Source organism: Butyribacter sp. (genome assembly GCF_056818865.1).
This window is the reverse complement of sequence record NZ_DBLYGC010000012.1, coordinates 55,908-74,976: the sequence shown is the minus strand read 5'-3', so window position 1 is coordinate 74,976 and position 19,069 is coordinate 55,908. Positions and strand designations below refer to the sequence as shown.

The 19,069-nt window shown below is 36.1% G+C and carries 15 protein-coding genes; 12 read left to right on the top strand and 3 right to left on the bottom strand.

What is annotated here, in order from left to right; genetic code table 11:
• The 7 genes from hpt to ACZLXV_RS07175 all read left to right on the top strand — a co-directional run bounded on the left by hpt (window position 1) and on the right by ACZLXV_RS07175 (window position 7,364).
• Window positions 1-531, top strand: a complete 531-nt coding sequence (gene hpt / locus ACZLXV_RS07205) for a hypoxanthine phosphoribosyltransferase (protein ID WP_482382940.1) — start codon at window positions 1-3, stop codon at window positions 529-531.
• Between the two features lie 24 nt (window positions 532-555).
• Entirely contained in the window at window positions 556-2,457 is a 1,902-nt protein-coding gene (ftsH, locus tag ACZLXV_RS07200) for an ATP-dependent zinc metalloprotease FtsH (protein ID WP_367335518.1), read from the top strand.
• 415 nt (window positions 2,458-2,872) lie between these two features.
• On the top strand, window positions 2,873-3,379 hold the full coding sequence (locus ACZLXV_RS07195; protein ID WP_482382939.1) for an SEC-C metal-binding domain-containing protein: 507 nt from the start codon (window positions 2,873-2,875) through the stop codon (window positions 3,377-3,379).
• A gap of 76 nt (window positions 3,380-3,455) precedes the next feature.
• The gene (locus tag ACZLXV_RS07190; RefSeq protein WP_482382938.1) at window positions 3,456-4,955 is read left to right on the top strand and encodes a PAS domain-containing sensor histidine kinase; all 1,500 of its coding nucleotides are present in this window, start codon (window positions 3,456-3,458) and stop codon (window positions 4,953-4,955) included.
• 6 nt (window positions 4,956-4,961) lie between these two features.
• Complete coding sequence (locus ACZLXV_RS07185) at window positions 4,962-6,044, top strand: HD-GYP domain-containing protein (protein ID WP_482382937.1); 1,083 nt, start codon at window positions 4,962-4,964, stop codon at window positions 6,042-6,044.
• Between the two features lie 27 nt (window positions 6,045-6,071).
• The gene (locus tag ACZLXV_RS07180) at window positions 6,072-7,001 is read left to right on the top strand and encodes an Hpt domain-containing protein (protein ID WP_482382936.1); all 930 of its coding nucleotides are present in this window, start codon (window positions 6,072-6,074) and stop codon (window positions 6,999-7,001) included.
• Window positions 7,002-7,004: 3 nt separating this feature from the next.
• Entirely contained in the window at window positions 7,005-7,364 is a 360-nt protein-coding gene (locus ACZLXV_RS07175) for an ATP-binding protein (RefSeq protein WP_482382935.1), read from the top strand.
• A gap of 113 nt (window positions 7,365-7,477) precedes the next feature.
• Here ACZLXV_RS07175 and ACZLXV_RS07170 read toward each other — a convergent pair whose 3' ends face one another.
• The gene (locus tag ACZLXV_RS07170; protein ID WP_022225172.1) at window positions 7,478-7,717 is read right to left on the bottom strand and encodes a Veg family protein; all 240 of its coding nucleotides are present in this window, start codon (window positions 7,715-7,717) and stop codon (window positions 7,478-7,480) included.
• Between the two features lie 192 nt (window positions 7,718-7,909).
• Here ACZLXV_RS07170 and ACZLXV_RS07165 point away from each other — a divergent pair, with 192 nt between their 5' ends.
• Window positions 7,910-8,587, top strand: a complete 678-nt coding sequence (locus tag ACZLXV_RS07165; RefSeq protein WP_482382934.1) for a 3'-5' exonuclease — start codon at window positions 7,910-7,912, stop codon at window positions 8,585-8,587.
• A 92-nt stretch (window positions 8,588-8,679) separates the two neighbouring features.
• On the opposite strand, the gene ACZLXV_RS07160 is transcribed toward ACZLXV_RS07165, so the two are convergent.
• On the bottom strand, window positions 8,680-10,818 hold the full coding sequence (locus tag ACZLXV_RS07160) for a lectin like domain-containing protein (RefSeq protein ID WP_482382933.1): 2,139 nt from the start codon (window positions 10,816-10,818) through the stop codon (window positions 8,680-8,682).
• 241 nt (window positions 10,819-11,059) lie between these two features.
• Between ACZLXV_RS07160 and ytvI the strand changes: the two genes are divergently transcribed.
• Window positions 11,060-12,187: a sporulation integral membrane protein YtvI gene (gene ytvI, locus ACZLXV_RS07155; protein ID WP_482382932.1), complete on the top strand. Its 1,128-nt coding sequence runs from the start codon at window positions 11,060-11,062 to the stop codon at window positions 12,185-12,187.
• A gap of 57 nt (window positions 12,188-12,244) precedes the next feature.
• On the opposite strand, the gene ACZLXV_RS07150 is transcribed toward ytvI, so the two are convergent.
• Window positions 12,245-13,111 carry a VanZ family protein gene (locus tag ACZLXV_RS07150; protein ID WP_022225168.1) on the bottom strand — a complete coding sequence of 289 codons (867 nt, stop codon included), beginning with the start codon at window positions 13,109-13,111 and terminating at the stop codon, window positions 12,245-12,247.
• Between the two features lie 243 nt (window positions 13,112-13,354).
• On the opposite strand from ACZLXV_RS07150, the gene ACZLXV_RS07145 reads away from it, so the two are divergent.
• From ACZLXV_RS07145 to ACZLXV_RS07135, 3 genes are read left to right on the top strand one after another with little or no spacing between them, the layout of a single operon-like run.
• A complete protein-coding gene (locus ACZLXV_RS07145; RefSeq protein WP_482382931.1) occupies window positions 13,355-15,226 on the top strand; it encodes a sensor domain-containing diguanylate cyclase in 1,872 nt (623 codons plus the stop codon).
• Complete coding sequence (locus ACZLXV_RS07140) at window positions 15,223-17,151, top strand: EAL domain-containing protein (RefSeq protein WP_482382930.1); 1,929 nt, start codon at window positions 15,223-15,225, stop codon at window positions 17,149-17,151. Before ACZLXV_RS07145 ends, ACZLXV_RS07140 begins: the two co-directional genes overlap by 4 nt.
• Complete coding sequence (locus ACZLXV_RS07135) at window positions 17,141-19,063, top strand: EAL domain-containing protein (RefSeq protein WP_482382929.1); 1,923 nt, start codon at window positions 17,141-17,143, stop codon at window positions 19,061-19,063. Before ACZLXV_RS07140 ends, ACZLXV_RS07135 begins: the two co-directional genes overlap by 11 nt.
• Window positions 19,064-19,069 lie beyond the last annotated feature (6 nt).

The following is a 19,069-nucleotide window of genomic DNA, read 5'->3' as shown; positions in this document are numbered from 1 at the left end:
ATGAAGGAAGAAATTGGTGTTATGTATTCTGAAGAAACTCTCAACAAGAAAATCGAAGAGATGGCTGAGCAGATAAACGGGGATTATGCAGGTAAGACAGTTCATTTAATCTGTGTTCTTAAGGGAAGCATATTTTTTTGCTGTGAACTTGCAAAGAGACTTACTGTACCTGTCACATTAGATTTTATGTCTGCATCAAGCTATGGCAATGCGACAAAAAGTTCAGGCAAGCTTAAGATAAATAAAGATCTTGATGAGGATATTAACGGACTTCATTGCATCATAGTTGAAGATATAGTTGACTCAGGACGTACACTCAGCATGGTAAAGAAAATGCTTGAGGGAAGAAACCCGGCAAGCCTTAAACTTTGTACATTGCTTGATAAGCCTGACAGACGAGAGACAGATGTTCATGTGGACTATACGGGATTTGAGATTCCGGATAAATTCGTGGTTGGATTTGGACTTGATTATGCTCAGAAATATAGAAATCTTCCTTATATAGGTGTATTGGATTTCATTGAGGAATAAAATAAAAGGTAGAGGAGACAATTCATGAAGAAACAGATGAAGATGAGTGGAATAGGCTTCTATGTTCTTGTGCTTGCAGTTATTTTTGTTGCAGTATATTTTTCAGGAAACATAGAGAGAAATTCCGGTGATTCTTACAGTATCAGCAGTTTGAAAAATGATGCTGGTAAAAACAATATTACAAGTGTTTCAATTGATCAGAACCAGGAGATACCGACAGGTGAAGTTACCGTAAAGCTGAAGTCGGGAAAAGTGGTTGATTTTTACGTGTCAGATGTAAAAGAAGCTCAGAAGATACTCGATGATGCAAATGTATCATACAGATTAAATGATGTAAAGAAAACATCATGGGTTATAACAACATTACTTCCATATGGTCTTGGATTTTTGGCGATATTTTTCCTGTTTTCTTTCCTGTCAGCACAGTCTGCAAATTCAGGCGGCGGCAATGCCAAAATGATGAATTTCGGAAAGAGCAGAGCAAGGAGAATTGACCCTGATGACCCTCATGCAAAAAAATTTAAAGATGTTGCAGGGCTCAAGGAAGAGAAAGAAGAACTTGAGGAAATTGTAGATTTCCTTGCAAATCCGGGAAGATATACGGATGTAGGTGCACGTATTCCAAAGGGAATACTTCTTGTAGGCCCTCCGGGAACAGGTAAAACACTTCTCGCAAAGGCAGTTGCAGGTGAAGCAGGTGTTCCGTTTTTCAGCCTTTCAGGTTCGGACTTTGTTGAAATGTTTGTCGGTGTAGGTGCATCGAGAGTAAGAGATATGTTTGCAGAAGCAAAGAAAAATGCGCCTTGTATAGTGTTTATTGATGAGATAGATGCTGTAGCAAGAAAAAGAGGTTCAGGTCTTGGAGGCGGTCATGATGAACGTGAGCAGACATTAAACCAGATGCTTGTCGAGATGGATGGTTTCGGTATAAACGAAGGCATAATAGTTATGGCGGCTACAAACCGTGTAGATATACTTGACCCGGCTATTTTGAGACCGGGAAGATTTGACAGAAAAGTAAATGTCGGCTGTCCTGATGTCAGAGGACGTGAGGAGATACTTGAAGTGCATGCAAAGGGCAAACCTCTCGGTGATGATGTTGACCTTAAAAAGATTGCACAGACAACAGTTGGATTTACGGGAGCTGACCTTGAAAACCTCTTGAATGAATCTGCAATTGCATGTGCAAAAGAGGGCAGAAAGTTCATTGAACAGGAGGACATCAGCAAATCATTTATTAAAATCGGAATAGGAAAAGAAAAGAAGAGCAAGATTATTTCAGAGAAAGACAAGAAGATAACTGCATACCATGAAGCAGGTCATGCCATTCTTTTTCATGTACTTCCTGATGTGGGACCTGTCCACATGGTTTCGATCATTCCGACAGGGTCAGGTGCGGCAGGATATACAATGCCTCTTCCAGATCGTGATGAAACATTTATGACAAAAGGCAAGATGAAACAGGATATAATTGTAAGTCTTGGAGGAAGAATTGCTGAGTCTATCATATTTGATGACATCACAACGGGAGCGTCACAGGATATAAAACAGGCTACAAACACAGCAAAAGCAATGGTTACAAAGTATGGTTTCTCAGAAAACTTAGGAATGATAAATTATGCTGACGAAGATGAAGTGTTCATCGGCAGAGACTTTGGAAGAACCAGCAGAGACTACAGCGAGGATGTGGCTAAGACAATTGACAATGAGGTTAAGGCAATAATTGACGATGCATATACACAGGCAAAATCAATTCTTGAGGAACACATAGATATTCTTCACAAATGTGCAAAACTTCTTATGGAAAAAGAAAGAATTGACAGAGCAGAATTTGAAGCTTTATTTGAGAAAGATGGAGAGGCAGTTTCACTTGATAAAGAGAATGTAGTTTCAGAAGAAGTTGATGTAGAGCCGGGTCAGTTTTAAAGGTAAATATATTGATAAATTGCACAATTGTATTGCTAAAAAAATTGATACTTTAGTCAAATTTTTGGGGAATGATAAAATAAAAGCAAAATGCACAAAAAAACATTAAAAAAAATAGTAAGTTTGTGCACACTTATTTGTTATGGCTTGCTATACTTACAACTGTAAACCCCAATACATTATATAGTTTTTGCTACACCCCATAAGTAACAAAAATACCTTCTCCAAAAGAGAGATTGCAATATTTGCAGTCTCTCTTTTACTATGTAAAAATAAGCGTGGTTTCGTTGACCATACATACATAATTATGGTATACTAAAAAACATAAGATGAATGCCGGCGGTTATTGATGACGATATTCAAATAAAAAGAAATTTTCGTGAAAATATTCACAAGGAATAGGAAAGGAAATATTATGGGATTATTACAGGATTGGAGAGAGTACGCATATGGCGTAGAGATTAATTCAAAAGCAGGAAAGGCAATTTGGGATAAATATTTCAAAGAAGAGAAAGCAGTGTATGAAAGCCTTCTTTCAAATCCATCAGATATAGTTAGCGGAACAGTTAAAGAACTTGCAGACAAATACAACATGGAACTTAATTATATGGTTGGATTTCTTGACGGAATAAATGACAGCCTTAAAGAGCCAAACCCTATAGAGGATATGACTGCAGATACAGTTGTAAAGCTTGATATTGACCTTGAAAAACTTTATTACAACATGGTAGAAGCAAAAGCAGAGTGGCTTTATGAGCTTCCACAGTGGAATAATCTTCTTTCTGTTGAAAAGCGTAAGGAACTTTATCATAAGCAGAAAAAGTCAGGAACAGTTGTCAAGGCTAAAAAGGTAGGAAGGAATGATCCTTGTCCATGCGGAAGCGGCAAAAAGTACAAGTATTGCTGTGGCGCAAAAAAATAGTAAAAATAAATAAAAGTGTTATTTGACGAGCCGGTTTATCTTATACAGATGCCGGCTCAAGGTGGAGGTGCCGGAAGTGACAGAAGATAAGGAAGAAAAAAATTGTTATACAAGCAGATATAAGGCATTATTTACTAACGCCGAAGATATGATATTATTCTTTGATGCTGACGGGTTTGTGTGCGAAAAAAACGACGCCGTCTGCAAAAACCTCGGATGTACCATGGATGATAAAATTTATATGCAGGATATTTTTAGAACATGCATGTCTTTGAAAGATGGTAAGATAGACCTTATAGGTCATAAATACGGCATTAGTTTTGAGACAGTTGCATACAGAACAAATGAGACATGCTTCTCTGTTGTTGCGTATCTTGCACAGCTTCAGGAGAGCACAGGCTGTTATGGTTTCTGCAGGATTCATGACATTGTACAGCAGAAGGAGACAAAGAAAGAGCTTAGAACAGCTAAAATGGAAGTTGAGGAGACGCACAAAGAGAGAAATGAAATGGTTGCAAATGTCACCCATGAACTTAGAACACCTGTAAACGGTGTTTTGGGACTGGCACAAAATCTCCTTGATACCGGACTTGATTCTGAGCAGCGTGAGACAATAGAGCTTATAATACAATGCTGCAACAATATGATAAAGATTATAAATAACATTTTGGACTTTTCTAAAATACAGGCCGGCAAATTTACTATAGAGTATACGGAATTTAACTTTTATCAGATGATGGACAAAATTGTGAAAGTAAACAGGACACAGGCAGAGTCAAAAGGGCTTAAGCTTATCTGCAATGTCGGAGAAGATATTCCTGAACTTATGACCGGTGATGAACTTCGTGTAACTCAGGTATTAAACAATCTGTTATCCAATGCGATTAAATTTACCTCAATGGGGCAGGTCACACTGAATGTTGTAAAGAGTTTTGAGACAGAAGAGGAACTTGAACTGTTTTTCATGGTTACAGATTCAGGAATAGGCATTTCAGAAGAGGAAAAAGACAAGCTGTTTAAAAGCTTTTCACAGGTAGATGCATCAATTACAAGAAAGTTTGGAGGAACCGGTTTAGGACTCAGCATTGTAAAAAATCTTGTTGAAATGATGGGTGGAGACATCAATGTTGAAAGTGAGAAAGGAAAAGGAAGTACATTTTCATTTTCAATAAAAGTTAAAAAGATAGTATCAGAAGAAGACAATAAAACAGAAGAAAAGACTGAAAAAGCTGAGGAAAAAACGGAGTATTCATTTAATTACAGCGGAGGTTTTCAGCTCGATGAAGAAGAGGAAGAAAATAATCTTTATAAACTTGGCTCAGAGGAAAATATAAAAGCCATAGATGAAAATTGCGAGAAGCTTGTTTTGTGTATAGAGATGGAAAATTGGAACAGGGCAAACAGTTTTGCAGATACGATAAAGCTGCTTGTGGCAGATGATCCGATGAATTTAAAGAGAAAAGCTTTCAGACTTCAGATGACGGTGAGAAAAGGTGACCATCAGGCGGCATTAGATGATTATGAAGTATTAAAAAAAGCTATTGAGGAGTTTAAACTACAGTTAGAAAGGCGGTGATTTGGCATGACAGTAAGCATGCAGGTGAATGAGCAGCCAAATATACTGATAGTGGATGATGTATCTACTAATCTTGTTATTCTTTCTGAAATGGTAAAAGTGACGGGGTGCATACCAAGACCTGTTACAAATGTGAAGCAGGCACAGACGGCTATTGAAAGAAAGATTCCGCAACTTATATTATTGGATATCTCAATGCCTGATACAGATGGTTTTGAATTTTGTGCCATGTTAAAAGCTGACGTAAAAACGAGGGACATTCCTATTATATTTATTTCTGCACTTGATTCGGTTGAGGATAAAATAAAAGGATTTAAACTCGGAGCGGTTGATTATATAGCGAAACCTTTTGAAAAAGAAGAAGTTACGCTCAGACTGAATACGCACTTGAAAATTTACAAACTTCAGCAGGAGATGGAAGCGTACAACAGAAAACTTCATCAGGTAGTAAATGAACAGTTGACAAGAGGTGCGGAAGAACAGAAAAATATTTTAAATACAATCGCTGATATGTTAGATATGCAGTCGGATATATATGAAAGAGGTACTGACAGAATATCAACAAACTGCAGAATGCTTGCGATAAGTTTACAATTTTCACCAAGGTTTGATAAATTGATATCAAGTGCATTTATCGATGAGATAGAATCAGCATCAAAACTTTATGATATTGGAATGTTGTCTGTAAGTGAAGAAATCACAAACAAAAAGACAGAACTTACGGCAGACGAATTTGAAAAGATAAAGGAACATACTATAGCCGGTGCAGACTACCTCAAAAAGATAAACAAAGATAAGAATAAAAATGAGTATCTTGAAATGGCAATAGACATTGCTAAATACCACCATGAAAACTGGGATGGAACAGGATATCCTAAGGGACTTTCGGGGATGGATATACCTCTTTCAGCTCGTATAGTGGCAGTGATAGATACTTATATGGCATTAAACAGTGACAGAAGCTACAGAGGAGCATATACGAGAGAAGAAAGCCTTTCTATTATGAGAAGTGAGGCAGGAAAACGATTTGACCCTTCAATAATAGACATCTTTTGTAAAATTCAAAAGCAGTTGCAATGTGGAGATTAGCGGGGATATATGGCAGGAGGAAATGTTATGGATTCTATGATGGGAATATTTTATGAGCAGAGTTCTAGGCTGATAAGTGAATTGAGAACTGACTTTTCTAATTATCATGATGAAGAAAAGTATGGACAGGATTTGATTCAGGAAGTATTCCGCGTCGTACATACATTGAAAGCAGATGCTGCTATGCTGCTTTATGACGGAATTGCATACATAAGCAAGAAATTTGAAAACTTATTGTATTGTTTTAGAAACGGTCCGAAGGTTATTGAGGATACAAAGAGATTTGATAATGTACTTTGTGAATATATGAATTATGTTGAAATGGAACTTACAAAGATACCGTCGGGAAAAGTGATGAAAGAACCTCCTGAGCACATTGCAAAAGATATTGATGATTATATCGTTAAACTTAAAAAACAGTATAAACTTGCCGAGAGCAATCTTATGAGAGAAAGCAATATATCAGATTCACAAAAGAAAGCAAGACAGATTTATTATATTCCGGGTAATGCGACGCCGGCAGTTATAGAAAAAAAAGGTGACGAAAAAGCGTCAGAAACATCGAAAACAGAGCCGTATAAAAATGATACGGAAAGCGAAAACGGGGTAATTGTCATAAAAAAATCTGAGGTTTCCAAAATGCGTTTGGCGGTAGCTGAACTGGATAAAATCGTTAAGAAATTGCACAGCGGAGATTTGGTAAATGAGGATTTTATTAAAGAGATTGGTGAAGTACAAAAGGAATTATCATGTGTGACTGATAAGTTAACAAAAGGAGATTTCTCGGTTGTTGCGAAAAAAATGGAACTGCTTGTTGATGAAATGGCAGAGACATTACATAAAAATATCAGGCTTTCTGTAAAAGGAGAGGAATGCATGATAGATAAAACAAAGCGTGACAAGATATCGTCAGCACTTATTCACCTGATACGCAATGCTGCCGACCATGGGATATAAGATTTGGAAACAAGGGAAAAATTCGGAAAATCTCCTATGGGTCTTATTAAACTCGAATTTTCGCAGACAGGTGATGATATAAAGATTACGGTAGAGGATGACGGTGCCGGTATAAGTTCTGAAAAAGTGTTGAGTGCTGCAAGAAAAGCGGGGGTTATAAAAGACGAGAAAAAAGAATATTCAAGACAGGATATAATGAATCTTCTGCTTATCAATGGTGTCAGCACAACAAATGTACCAAATGATTATTCCGGAAGAGGTGTCGGAATGGATGTTATGAACCACAATATAAAAGAATTAGGCGGAACTCTTAACATAACGTCAGAAGAGGGATTTGGTACAAAGATAGAAATAACAGTATAAAATTATAGATTATAAATAAAACATATAGATTATAAATAGGCATATAAACTGAACAAGAACAAAAAAGCTGTCCGTTTATCGGACAGCCTTTATATCCTAAGTGCATCAACAGTTTACAGAAGCTGCATCTGAACATCTTTTGTAAGAACATCAGTATAGCTGAAAGAAACTGTTTGAACTGTATCATCTAATTTGTTTTCAACTTCAACAAGGAAGATGCTTGGATAAGTCTCGCTGATAACACCCTCTGTAATGTCAATTTTGTGTCTTCCGCGGTTTGCACGGATTTTAACTCTGTTTCCGACATTCTTATCAACCGAAGATTTTACTTTTTTAATATCTGCTTGACTCATGTTTCACCTGTACCTTTCAAAAATAGATTGCTTATAATTCAATCTGAACAAAATGCTACAAGAGAAATTATATCATAAAACTAGGAATAAGTCAATTTGAGCACTTTCTGGCAGCATTGACATATAGGCAAAGTTAATATAACATAATTAAAGACTAAAAATTTAAGATAGATAAAAACAGGAGGTGAAGTATTGAAACATATAATGATAGACCTTGAGATGAATAAAATAAAAAAGCAGTACAGAGAAGATAAAAAGCTCTCAAATGAACTGATTGAAATAGGTGCGGTAAAGATGGATGATGATTTTAATGAGGTTGACAGGTATCAGACCTATGTAATGCCTGACTACGGAAAGATGGATCCGCACATAATAAAACTTACAGGTATAACCGATGATAAATTGGAGGGTGCGCCAAGATTTAAAGAAGCTATGTGTGATTTTGAAAAATGGATAGGCGGCGGAGCTGTTACATTTTATTCATGGAGTCTCGCAGACATAAGACAGTTTCAAACTGAATCTTCATTTAAAGAATACGACTCTGAGACACTGAGAAAGATGGAAAAAAACTGGATAGATTTTCAGGAGGAATACAGCAGGCTTCTAGGGATAGACAAGAAAATAAGACTGAAACAGGCTGTGGCATCGGCTGATTATGATTTTAAGGGAGCTGCACATACGGCACTTGCGGATGCGGTGAATACAGCAGAAATACTTAAACTTTCTAAAAAACCGGATGAGTTTGAACGTGTCATGAAGCCGATACTTGACCTTTTTAGAAAGGATGAAAGCGGCACGACACTTCTTAATATGTGTCCCGATTTTTTTGCAAAGGCATTAGAAAATGAAGAAATAAAAAAGAATGAATAGATGTTAAAAAATATCTATTCATTCTTTTTTGTCTATTTACATTTTAACATATGTAACATTTTAACAAATGTAATAAAATGTATTGTAAGCTTTTAGCGTACCGTTATGCGTACACGAGCTTTCTTTCCGTTAAATGATTTTAATGTAATTGTTGTTCTTCCACGTTTTTTTGCCTTAACTTTTCCGGATGAATTTACTGTAGCAACAGATTTTCTTGATGAGTAGTATTTTATTTTTCTACTGTAGCATCCTTTTGAAAATCTGACTTTGATTTTAAGAGAATGACCACGGCGCATAGTTGCCTTTTTATAAGGACGGCTTGATATACGTTTTGGAGCATTGTATACATTAACTGTATATGTTGCGATATTTCCGTCATTAGAAATAGCAGTTATTCTAGCACTTCCCTTTGAAGCGCCTTTTATTTTGCCTGAAGTCTGGTTTACTGAAACAACTTTATTATTGCTGCTCTTGTAAGTTACTGTCGAACTGTCTGTTTTGTTTGAAAGTTTTGCTTTTAATGTATAAGTTTCACCTTTACCTATTTTGACTAAGCTTTTAGAAAATGAAACTTTTGTATTTGTGGTTGCAATTCCGTTTGATGTAAAAGCTTTTATTGGCAGATTGTTCATAACTCTGTTGTCTATAGTAGTGCAGTCATACCATGTTTTGTCATCATTTGCATAAATAAAGCTCTGTCCCTGTTTGCTGCCATATGAATAAAGCACGCCGTCATATGATTCTGATTCTCCCTCATAAGGAATGTATGCTTCGTGTCCTGATGAAGAATCATATTTATATGTAATTGTTACGGCAAACTTGCTTCCCGGTGAAAGTGTGCAGCTTGTAGGAAGCTTGACTGTGTGGTATCCGCTGTAATCTGCTGTTCCGGATACTGTGCATGAGCTTGCAAGTGTACCAGTATCAGGAGTGTCACCAGTAAGGTTTTTATAAATTTTTACAGTATATTTCTGATTATCAGTCATTGTGTAGAATGATACTGCATTTAAAGTTTCCTCAAATGATGAGCCGCTTGTAAATACATTTGCGCCGGTAATATCACTGCTTGGGAAAGCTGTACCGTTAGACCAGCCGTTGCCGTCATACTGATAGATATTTTCATAGTTTGCAGTAGATTCAGCAGCCATTGTGTAAATATCTGATAATGACGGTTCTTCGTAAGAAACCCAGAAGTAACCGTTGTCATTGTAATCTGAACCATAGCTGTTTGCTATAAGCCATGCACCGTTTGAAGAAGGTCTGCTTCCTGCATTAAAGTTATTTTTGGAATAACTGTCATCCCATCCGATAAGAGTTACGCAGTGGTTGGCAGCCTGAATAGCTTTCTTTCCTGTAAGTTTCGTCTGATAGTATGATTTTCCGGAATTTGTTCCTGTCTCAAATCCAACAGAATCGTAGTAGAGAGAAACATTTAAAGCACCCTGATTCATAATAGCTTTTTTAATAGTGTCTCTGCTGCTGTTGTCAAGACAGTCTGCGTTTTGAAGATGTGCATATGAATTATATCTAAGGCTTTCTCCGTTTGATTTCATTGTGTTTATCATCTGCTGTTCATCGGAAAGAGTATCAGCAGTAAACGGAGCGGCACTTTCAGTTTCTGCACCTGACCATGTTGCCAGTGTGAAAATTGCAGAGAGGGCACTTCCACCGGCATCATATGCATTAAGTGTCTGTGAAACACCTGATGGGTAAAAAATGTTAGATGGCGGAGTTATACCTGTGAGAGTGTTGCCGTCACCGTACATGCTGCTGTTTGTATCTGTAATTGGATTGTATGTATACCAGGCGAGGTGGCTTTCAGAGTAATCGGCTGTATCAACTGTATTCAATCCGTTTAGGATGGAGTTTGATTCCATAGCTTTAAGTGCTGCAAATGCCCAACAGCTTCCGGTGATACCCTGATCCCTGACAGATGTAACCTGGTTGTAATTTCTAAGGTCGTATGAAGATGGAACAGAAGTTGCTTCTTTTCTTTTTGAAGATGTAGAAGCGGAAGAGGTATCAAAATCTATTGCATTACCGTTTTCATCAACATATGAATAGCGTAAAAGTCCGTCGTTATTTCCTGACACTACTCTTGATACTACAGACATGTTATCGAGGGTAGTCTTCTCTTTGGCAGAAACCGGCGATACGTCGCTTAAACCGGAAAGTGCAATACCGACTGCAAGAGCCGTGCAGAATATTTTGTTAATTTGATTGTTTTTCATAATCTTTATCCTTTCATATAGATTAATAAAATTTTTGCCGCCGTTCACGACAGGGTAAACAGTAGCAGATTTTTGGATACGCATAAGTATCCTTATATAGGATAACAGAAATATCATAAATATTGTATAAAGATTTTGTGAAACTTCTGATATTCTCTGATAAATATTGTGTTTTTATGATATAGTACCATTGTGGCAAAAAAATTGCGGATTAAAAACAGGAAAGGACAGGGTATAGAAATTGGAAGAAAATAACAGTAAATTGAGGAAAAAAATATGTGTTCATCTTTTAGTGTGCTTATGTATGGTGCTTGCGGTGGTTTTTATTGTTCCACCTCTTTTTAAACTATTTCTGCCGTTGATTGTTGCGTGGCTTATAGCGATGCTTGCAAATCCTCTGGTACGTTTTTTGGAAAATAAGATAAAGATAATGCGAAAACACGGTACAGTTATAGTTATAGTTGTCGTGCTTGCACTTATATGCGCTGCAATTTATGGAATTATTTGTTTTACTGTTGTTCAGGTGAGTTCGCTTGTAGGAGAACTTCCGGAATTGTACCAGTCGGTAGTTAATAATCTTCAAAGTGCCATGAGCAGTCTGCATGATAAATTTAATATAATTCCTGCTGACATACAGAGTATGTTTGGAAAGAGGAATATGCAGCTTAACGAATATATACTGACGGCACTTAAATCATTAAAATCAAGCCCGGTATCAACAGTCGGAAATGTGGCAAGTTCACTTATAGACTTTTTTGTGCTTCTGATATTGACACTGATGATGACATATTTTTTTGTGGCAGACCACGATAGTATTAAGGAGGCTGTAGAAAAACATACTCCGGACTCAATAAAAAAAGGATGGCAGATGGTAAAGGACATTATTGTCAAGGCAATTGGCGGATATTTGAAAGCATGTTTTCAGATAATGATAGTTATATTTGCCATATTGTTTATTATATTCCTGCTTATGGGACAAAAGTATGCAGCACTTATTGCGTTTATCACGGCGTTTCTTGACTTCCTGCCTTTTGTAGGTACCGGAACAGTTCTTACACCATGGGCTGTATATTGTGTGATAACCGGTAATTATTCATCTGCATTGATTTTGGTCGGAGCATATTTTATAACACTGTTTGTCCACAGAATTTTAGAGCCTAAACTTATAGGTGACAGTGTCGGCATGAGCCCGTTTCTTACGCTCATATCAATGTTTATTTTCTACAGGCTTATAGGAATGCTCGGTCTGATAATCGGAATACCGGTAGGAATGGTACTTCAGGCGTTTTACGAGGGCGGAGTTTTTGATAATACGATTCGGGGAATAAAAATTCTTGTGAGAGATATAAATCAATACAGAAAATTTTAAATAAAAATGGAGATTGCGAAGTCAGTGCAATCTCCGTTTTTGATATTAAAGAAATTATTAGAAATGATATTTTTTCTGCTGTGCCCTGCTTATCATAAAATCACGGGCTGCAATTGTCTGGAAAGCAGCATTCATAATGTGGAAAAGTATAACTCCGATAAGTATGCCGATGATTGAAAATACGCAGTCATCAATATCAGCACGGCCAAGATTTGTATAGTATTGTATAAATTCAAGGGCAGCAGGAAAAAGGATGTATATGATTATTCTAAAAACAAAATTTAATTTTCTGAGAGCAACACGTATCATATATCCGAAAGGAATACCGAGACATATAAGCTCTGCTGCATATAAAATAAAATCATAAAGAGGCTTTCCCGCTTTTAAAGTCTGTTCTATATAATCTGCCGTTGCCATAAAAGGCACAAAATTGTGTGCGCCAAAGGCAAGTTTGTGATAAGGCGGAACGATAGGTGCAATAAAGTATTGTTTTACTATCACAAAAATGTATATAAAAGTGAAAAAGATGCACATGCGGTTGAAAAATTTATGGTAACCGTCAAATCGTGGACCTCTGTCAAAAAGGTCACGCAATGTACAATATAAAAACGGTACAAGCCAGTTTATAAGAACAAGGCATGGAAGCCAAAAATCAAAAGTTATCCATTCATTAGGCTGTATAAGATAAATTACTATTGCAAAAATGAGAGTTGTGACAGTCATGCTTGCTGCATGTAAAAAATTGTAGTCATAATTCAGGGATGACTCTAAAAAGAAATGCGCCAAAAGTACAGATGCTGCGGCAGCAAATATGACAGATACATAGTGCATGGGTACAATGTAGTAAAGGCACATTGTCGTGATAAGTGAAAGCAGGCTGAGCAGTAGTACAAGACTGCTTATGTTTACGGTTCTTTTATTCATAATAATCCTCATTTCTGCACACATAAGTTTGTGTTTTTTATAAATTTAGCCGGTGTGCTTGACTAAACCTTCTTATAATAATAATCAGAAAAAAAAATAAGTCAATATAAAATGGAAAAAGTTGTAAGCTGTTTTATATTAAATTGCGATATTTCAAATAATGTGATATTATAAGAGTAGTGTTAAGGAGAAGAATAAATTTTTTTATATTTTGGATAAGAGAAAAAAAAGAGGCACGTGATTATGAAGACAAAAAAAAGATTTAATTTTAGAAAAATATGTTATCTTATGCTTGTTCTCTCAGTTTTAGGTGGTATTTCAATGAGCTATTGCTTCGGAAATGAATTAAAAGAAAATAATGTAAAAAATGCCAAGAAAATAGTTAAGAGCAGTGCATGTGTGGGAAGAGCATATTTTGAGGAAATTATTAAAGAGAGGATTTCAGGACTTGAGTTGCTTGCAGGAAAGCTTTCAAATACTGACGTAAGTAACAGAAGTGAGATGTCATCAGCATGCAAAAATCTTAAAAGATATTTTGATGATGTTTCACTTGTGGGCACAAACGGTGTCAGACTTTATGGCAACTGTGTCTATAAGGAGATAGCTGGAAGTGAAGGGTACGAGAAGGCACTTTCAGGGGTGTCGAATGTTGCGACAGAGGTTACATTGAACTATATTGGCAATGATGAAATATGCTTTTTTGTACCGGTGAAGTCAGGAAAAGCAGTGCAGTCAGTGCTTGTAGGTTCAATGCTTCTTGAAAACATGAGCAACAAATTATACAATTCAGGATTATCGAAAGAAGGCTATGTTTTAATATTGTCGGAGAGCGGTGATATTATTTCGGCGACGAGAGATATATGCGATATAGGTCTTGAAGCTGATACGAACTTTTTTTCGTATTTAAATGACAGCAGAATTTTTGACGGATATGACAGTCAGAAAGTGAGAAACAGGATAAAAGATAATTCTGAGACAGATTTTCAATACAGATACAACAAAAAGAATTATGTGATTACGACGATTCCGGTAAGTGTAAACGGATGGTCATTTGCTTATATATCTAAAGGAAGAAACAAGAAAATAGCTGACATAGTGATTACAAGCAAATGCATGAATTATCTTAGAATGTTATGTGTTGAACTGCTCATTATCATGGTGATGCTTATATATGCAGCAAGGAGCAGACAGAGGCTGATAAAGATACAGGAAACATATGACGCTGTAAGCAGGATAGACAAGACAATGATATTTGAATATACGTTTTCTCCAAAACGCTTTGCACTTAAAGATAAATTTGAGAATATCATTGACAAAGACATGAAACCCCTTATGGGAGAGGCAGTGTATGACGTATATGAATATATACATCCGGATGATTTGTCTATCAGAAGAAAACTAAGAAAGTTCTTTGAGAGTAAGGAAACATTTTTTACTTCGGAGGTCAGAGTAAAGGGCAAAACCGGAGAGTATGACTGGTACAGAGTCTCAGGTTGTTTGGAGAGAGAGGAAAACGGTTCGCCAAAATATTTTGCCGGTAAACTTACGGATGCGTCAAAGCAGATAACTATGGAAAAAAATCTTGTTCAGCGTGCGGAAAACGATATGCTGACAGGAGTATTAAATAAGAAGACCATGGAAGAAAAGATGAGTAATCTTCTTTCTGAAAATAAGGCTGACAGATATTATATATTTTATATGGTTGATTTAGACAATTTTAAAAATGTAAATGATACATTAGGACACATATATGGTGATAAGGCGATTGCCGATACAGGAGCAGAGCTTACAAAAGTATTTAAGAATCAGGCGCTTATAGGACGACTTGGCGGTGATGAATTTGCTGTTTGTTCAAGCTATGATGCGTTTGACGAGGAGAGCCTGAAAAATTATATCATAAAGAAAGCAGAGCAGATTAAGGAGGCAAACAGACGCAGTTATACGGATGGTGCAAATGTTGTAAATATAACAAGCAGTATAGGGATTTCAGTTGCACCTGTAGACGGAACTGACTTTGAAACTGTGTATAAAAAAGCGGATTCAGCATTATATCAGTCAAAGAAAACAGGAAAAGACCGTTATACATTATTTAATGGAGAGTTGTGGAAGAGATGATGAATTATGTATGTGCTTATGAAGTTGTAGCATTATTTTTGATTGGACTTGTTACCTTTTTTTATCATTATAAAAATTGGCTTCCTATGTATAAAAACAGTTTCTTTTCAAGTATTCTGCATATACTTCTGGTTGTTATTTTCTTTGATATTATGAACAGAATGGAGAATTTAGGGATTATAGAATTCCCGGATGCCGTTGCCGGTGTTCTTACATTGTCATCTTACATAGGAGTAATTATATCGGCGGTGCTGTTTTGGATGTATTATCTGGCACAGACATTAAGGCTTGGTTTCCTCAAAAACAAATATTCTTTTATAATGTATATACCGGCGGCTGCGATGGTAGTTTTTGTTGCTATTTCGGCATACAATGGCAATCTGTTTTTGGTACAAAGCGGTGAGATGCTTAACAACAGTGGACTGATAAAAATATTTCCAATAGTTGTAATGTTTTACATATTTGCAGGTGCATTTGTACTTGGAAAAAACAGAAAGATTATCGAAAAAAGACAATACATATTTATGCAGATTTCTAATATAGTCATGGTGTGTTTTGTTGAATTGTATTATGTTCCACAGAAAAAGCGTATGCTGATATATTACTGTGTGGCGGCGCTTGTCATAATGTATTATCTGATAATACATAATATAGATATGTACCTTGTGAGTGTCAGCGGATGCTTTTCAATGGCAGGATTTAAAAAAGTAATAGAAGAAAAAGTTACATACAAAAAAAGTTATTATTGTATTTCAATCTGCATAAGCAATATGGAGAATATGTCAAACTATTGTTTGGAAGACGAGATAAATCAGGTACATGCAGCTATTGGAAATTATCTCAGGGCATATGGTGGAAGACACAATGTCTATCATATACACAGTTCGGAATATATTATCATGGTAGACAGAGAGTCTGAAGCAAATAACTTATTTGTTTCATTCAGAAAAAATCTTCCCAAAACGCTTAGGATAAATGATAAGAATATAAGTATGTATTATAAATTCTATATTGCAGGTAATTCAGAAGCTGAATATACACTGTCGGAGTTTATGAGAATTATACTGAGCATGAAAAAAATTGCAATGACTGATTCTCTTGACAGGGAGATTGTTGCTTACAGCGGAAATATAAGGGAAAGAATTGAGAGAGAGCTTGAAAATATAAGAACCATCATGGCAATGATTGAATCTGACGAGTGTGAACTTGAATGTATGCCGATATATGATATTAAAGAAAAAGATGTAAATGAGCTCGAGATTAATCCTGTTGTCATAGTTGGGGACAGGACGCTTTCCATTGAGGAAGTGTGGGAAGTCTCAAGGGAAATAGGATGCAGCAGGGATACAAATATAATGTTCCTAAAAAAAATACTCCAATTTTCAAGTGAGGAAAAACTTTTTGAGAGAGGAATTAAGCATGTAAGGATAAACATGGCATCGTTCCATGTTATCAGTGAATCAATATGTGATGAGTATATGAGTTACATCAGCGAGTACAACATAAATCCTGATAATATCATTTTTGAGCTGTTTATCAATGAGGATGTTCCGGAAGATGTGCTTTCAAGAGGGATAGCATACCTGAGAAAGAGAGGTTTACATGTCTGCTGGGACCAGTTTGGCACAAATGCATGCAATCTTAAAAACCTCATGGAAATGCCGTTTGACTGCGTTAAAATAAACAATATGGTTGTTTCGATGTATTGTAATGAAAAGAGTACGCAGCTTATATATATAATTCGCATGTTTAGGGAGAGGGGATGGATTGTGTGCCTGGATGGTGTCAGATATCCGGATGGATTTGAGATGGTGAAAAAGATGGATGTTGATTATATTCAGGGCAGAGAACTTATGAAGTTTGTACCCGAGGACAAAATCAGAGAATTCCTCTTAAAGAAAGGAGGAATTTTAGGTGATATATAATGCATATTTTGAAATGGCTACAGCTGTGATGCTTTTTATTTTAATCATAGTATATTTCTGGAAGAAAAATCTGCCGGTACAGAGCAACAGATTATATTTAAATGTGTTGATTCTGCTTGTTATAGAGACATGTCTGAGCGCAGCACAGTGTTATTATGAGTGCCGGAATGATATAATGTCTTCATTTGCTGCATATGTTGTAAATTCAGCAGCTTTTACTGTGGGAATAATATTTATTGCAATGTACAATAATTATGTATTGTCTCTGTTTCATTATAAAAAGAAAATAAATGCGTATTGTATAATAAGTTATTCTGTCATAATAATTGCTATTCTTTTTGTCTGGACTAATCCGTTTACAGATTTATATTTCTATGTGGATGAGACAGGAACTTTTCGGGCAGGTATGGCAAGAAACATTATGAATGTTTTGTATCTGTTTATAATATTTCTTACATTATATGTAGCATGGGATAAAGGAAAGAAAAAAAATCCGGGGCTGCTGCGGCTTATTTTGATAGTAGATATACTTATTACAATTTCAGAAATACTCGGAAACATTTTAAAGATGAACATGGAAGTGACTATGGTAGTGGCTAATCTGTGTGCGTATCTTGTGTATTTTTCACTTAGAAGTCCTGATTATTACGTCGATATAAGAACAGGCAGATTTAATCTTAATGGTTTTATAGAGGTACTTAGAGAAAAATATGATTATGATGAAAGCGTTTCATGTTTTATTATAAGAGTAAAAAATTATCATGCGATATGCAGGATATATGATGAAGAAAGTCTTCAGGAAGTTCAGAAACAGATTGCAGAGATAGTCAAATTTAAATCGGGTGACAAAGATATATATCACATAGGTGCTGCCACATTTGCCGTTCTGGTGGACGGAACTGAGGAAGTCAAAGAACTTTATGATAAGCTGGTGAAAGTTATGCCTTATCAGTGGAATTTAAAGAGAGAAGCGGTTTCTCATGAGTACAGTTATTATTATGTGACATTTCCGGAGGATTCGGATGACATTGAGGACATAATACAGCGTATTCATTATGCAAGGTCAGACCACAAAGGCCACCATAAGCCGAATGAGCTTATACATCTGCGCACTGAGGCTCTTGCCGATGCGACAAGATTTAAGGAGGTTGCCCACAGGATAGAGGAGGCAATTCTTGACAATTCGCTGGAACTGAATTTTCAACCGATATATTCATTTGCGGAAAACAGGATAACATCGCTTGAAGTGCTTTCAAGGCTTAAAGACGAAAATCACAGATACATAAATCCTGAATATTTTATTCATGTTGCAGAGATAAACCATACAATAATACAGCTTAGCAGGCAGATGTTTGAGAAAACATGCCGGTTTGCGGCAAACAATAATATATTTGACAGAGGAATAAATGATATGAATATAAACATATCACCTATTCAATGTCAGGATGAGCATCTTGTTGATGAACTGAAGCGTATTGCGGCAAAATACAGGATACCGTTGAAGCGTTTTCATTTTGAGATAACAGAGAGTAAGCTTACAGATGCAAATGCTGTATTTGACACATTGACAAAGCTTAGAAAATGTGGGGCAAAGGTGGCACTTGATGATTTTGGAACAGGATATTCCAATATTGCCAGTATCATGCTTATGCCGATAGATTTTGTAAAGATTGACAAGAGTCTTTTATGGTCGTATGCGAGTGGTGACAATGAATTTTTAAATGAACTTATGCCAATGATAAGAAGTGAGGGCAAAAAGATTATCGCCGAAGGCATAGAAACAGAAGGGCATATAGAGATATTGCGAAAGATGGGTGGAGATTTCCTTCAGGGATATTATTATTCAAAACCTCTGAATGAGAAAGATTTTATAAGGTTTATAGATGCTCAAAATGAGAAAAGTAATAAATAATAAATT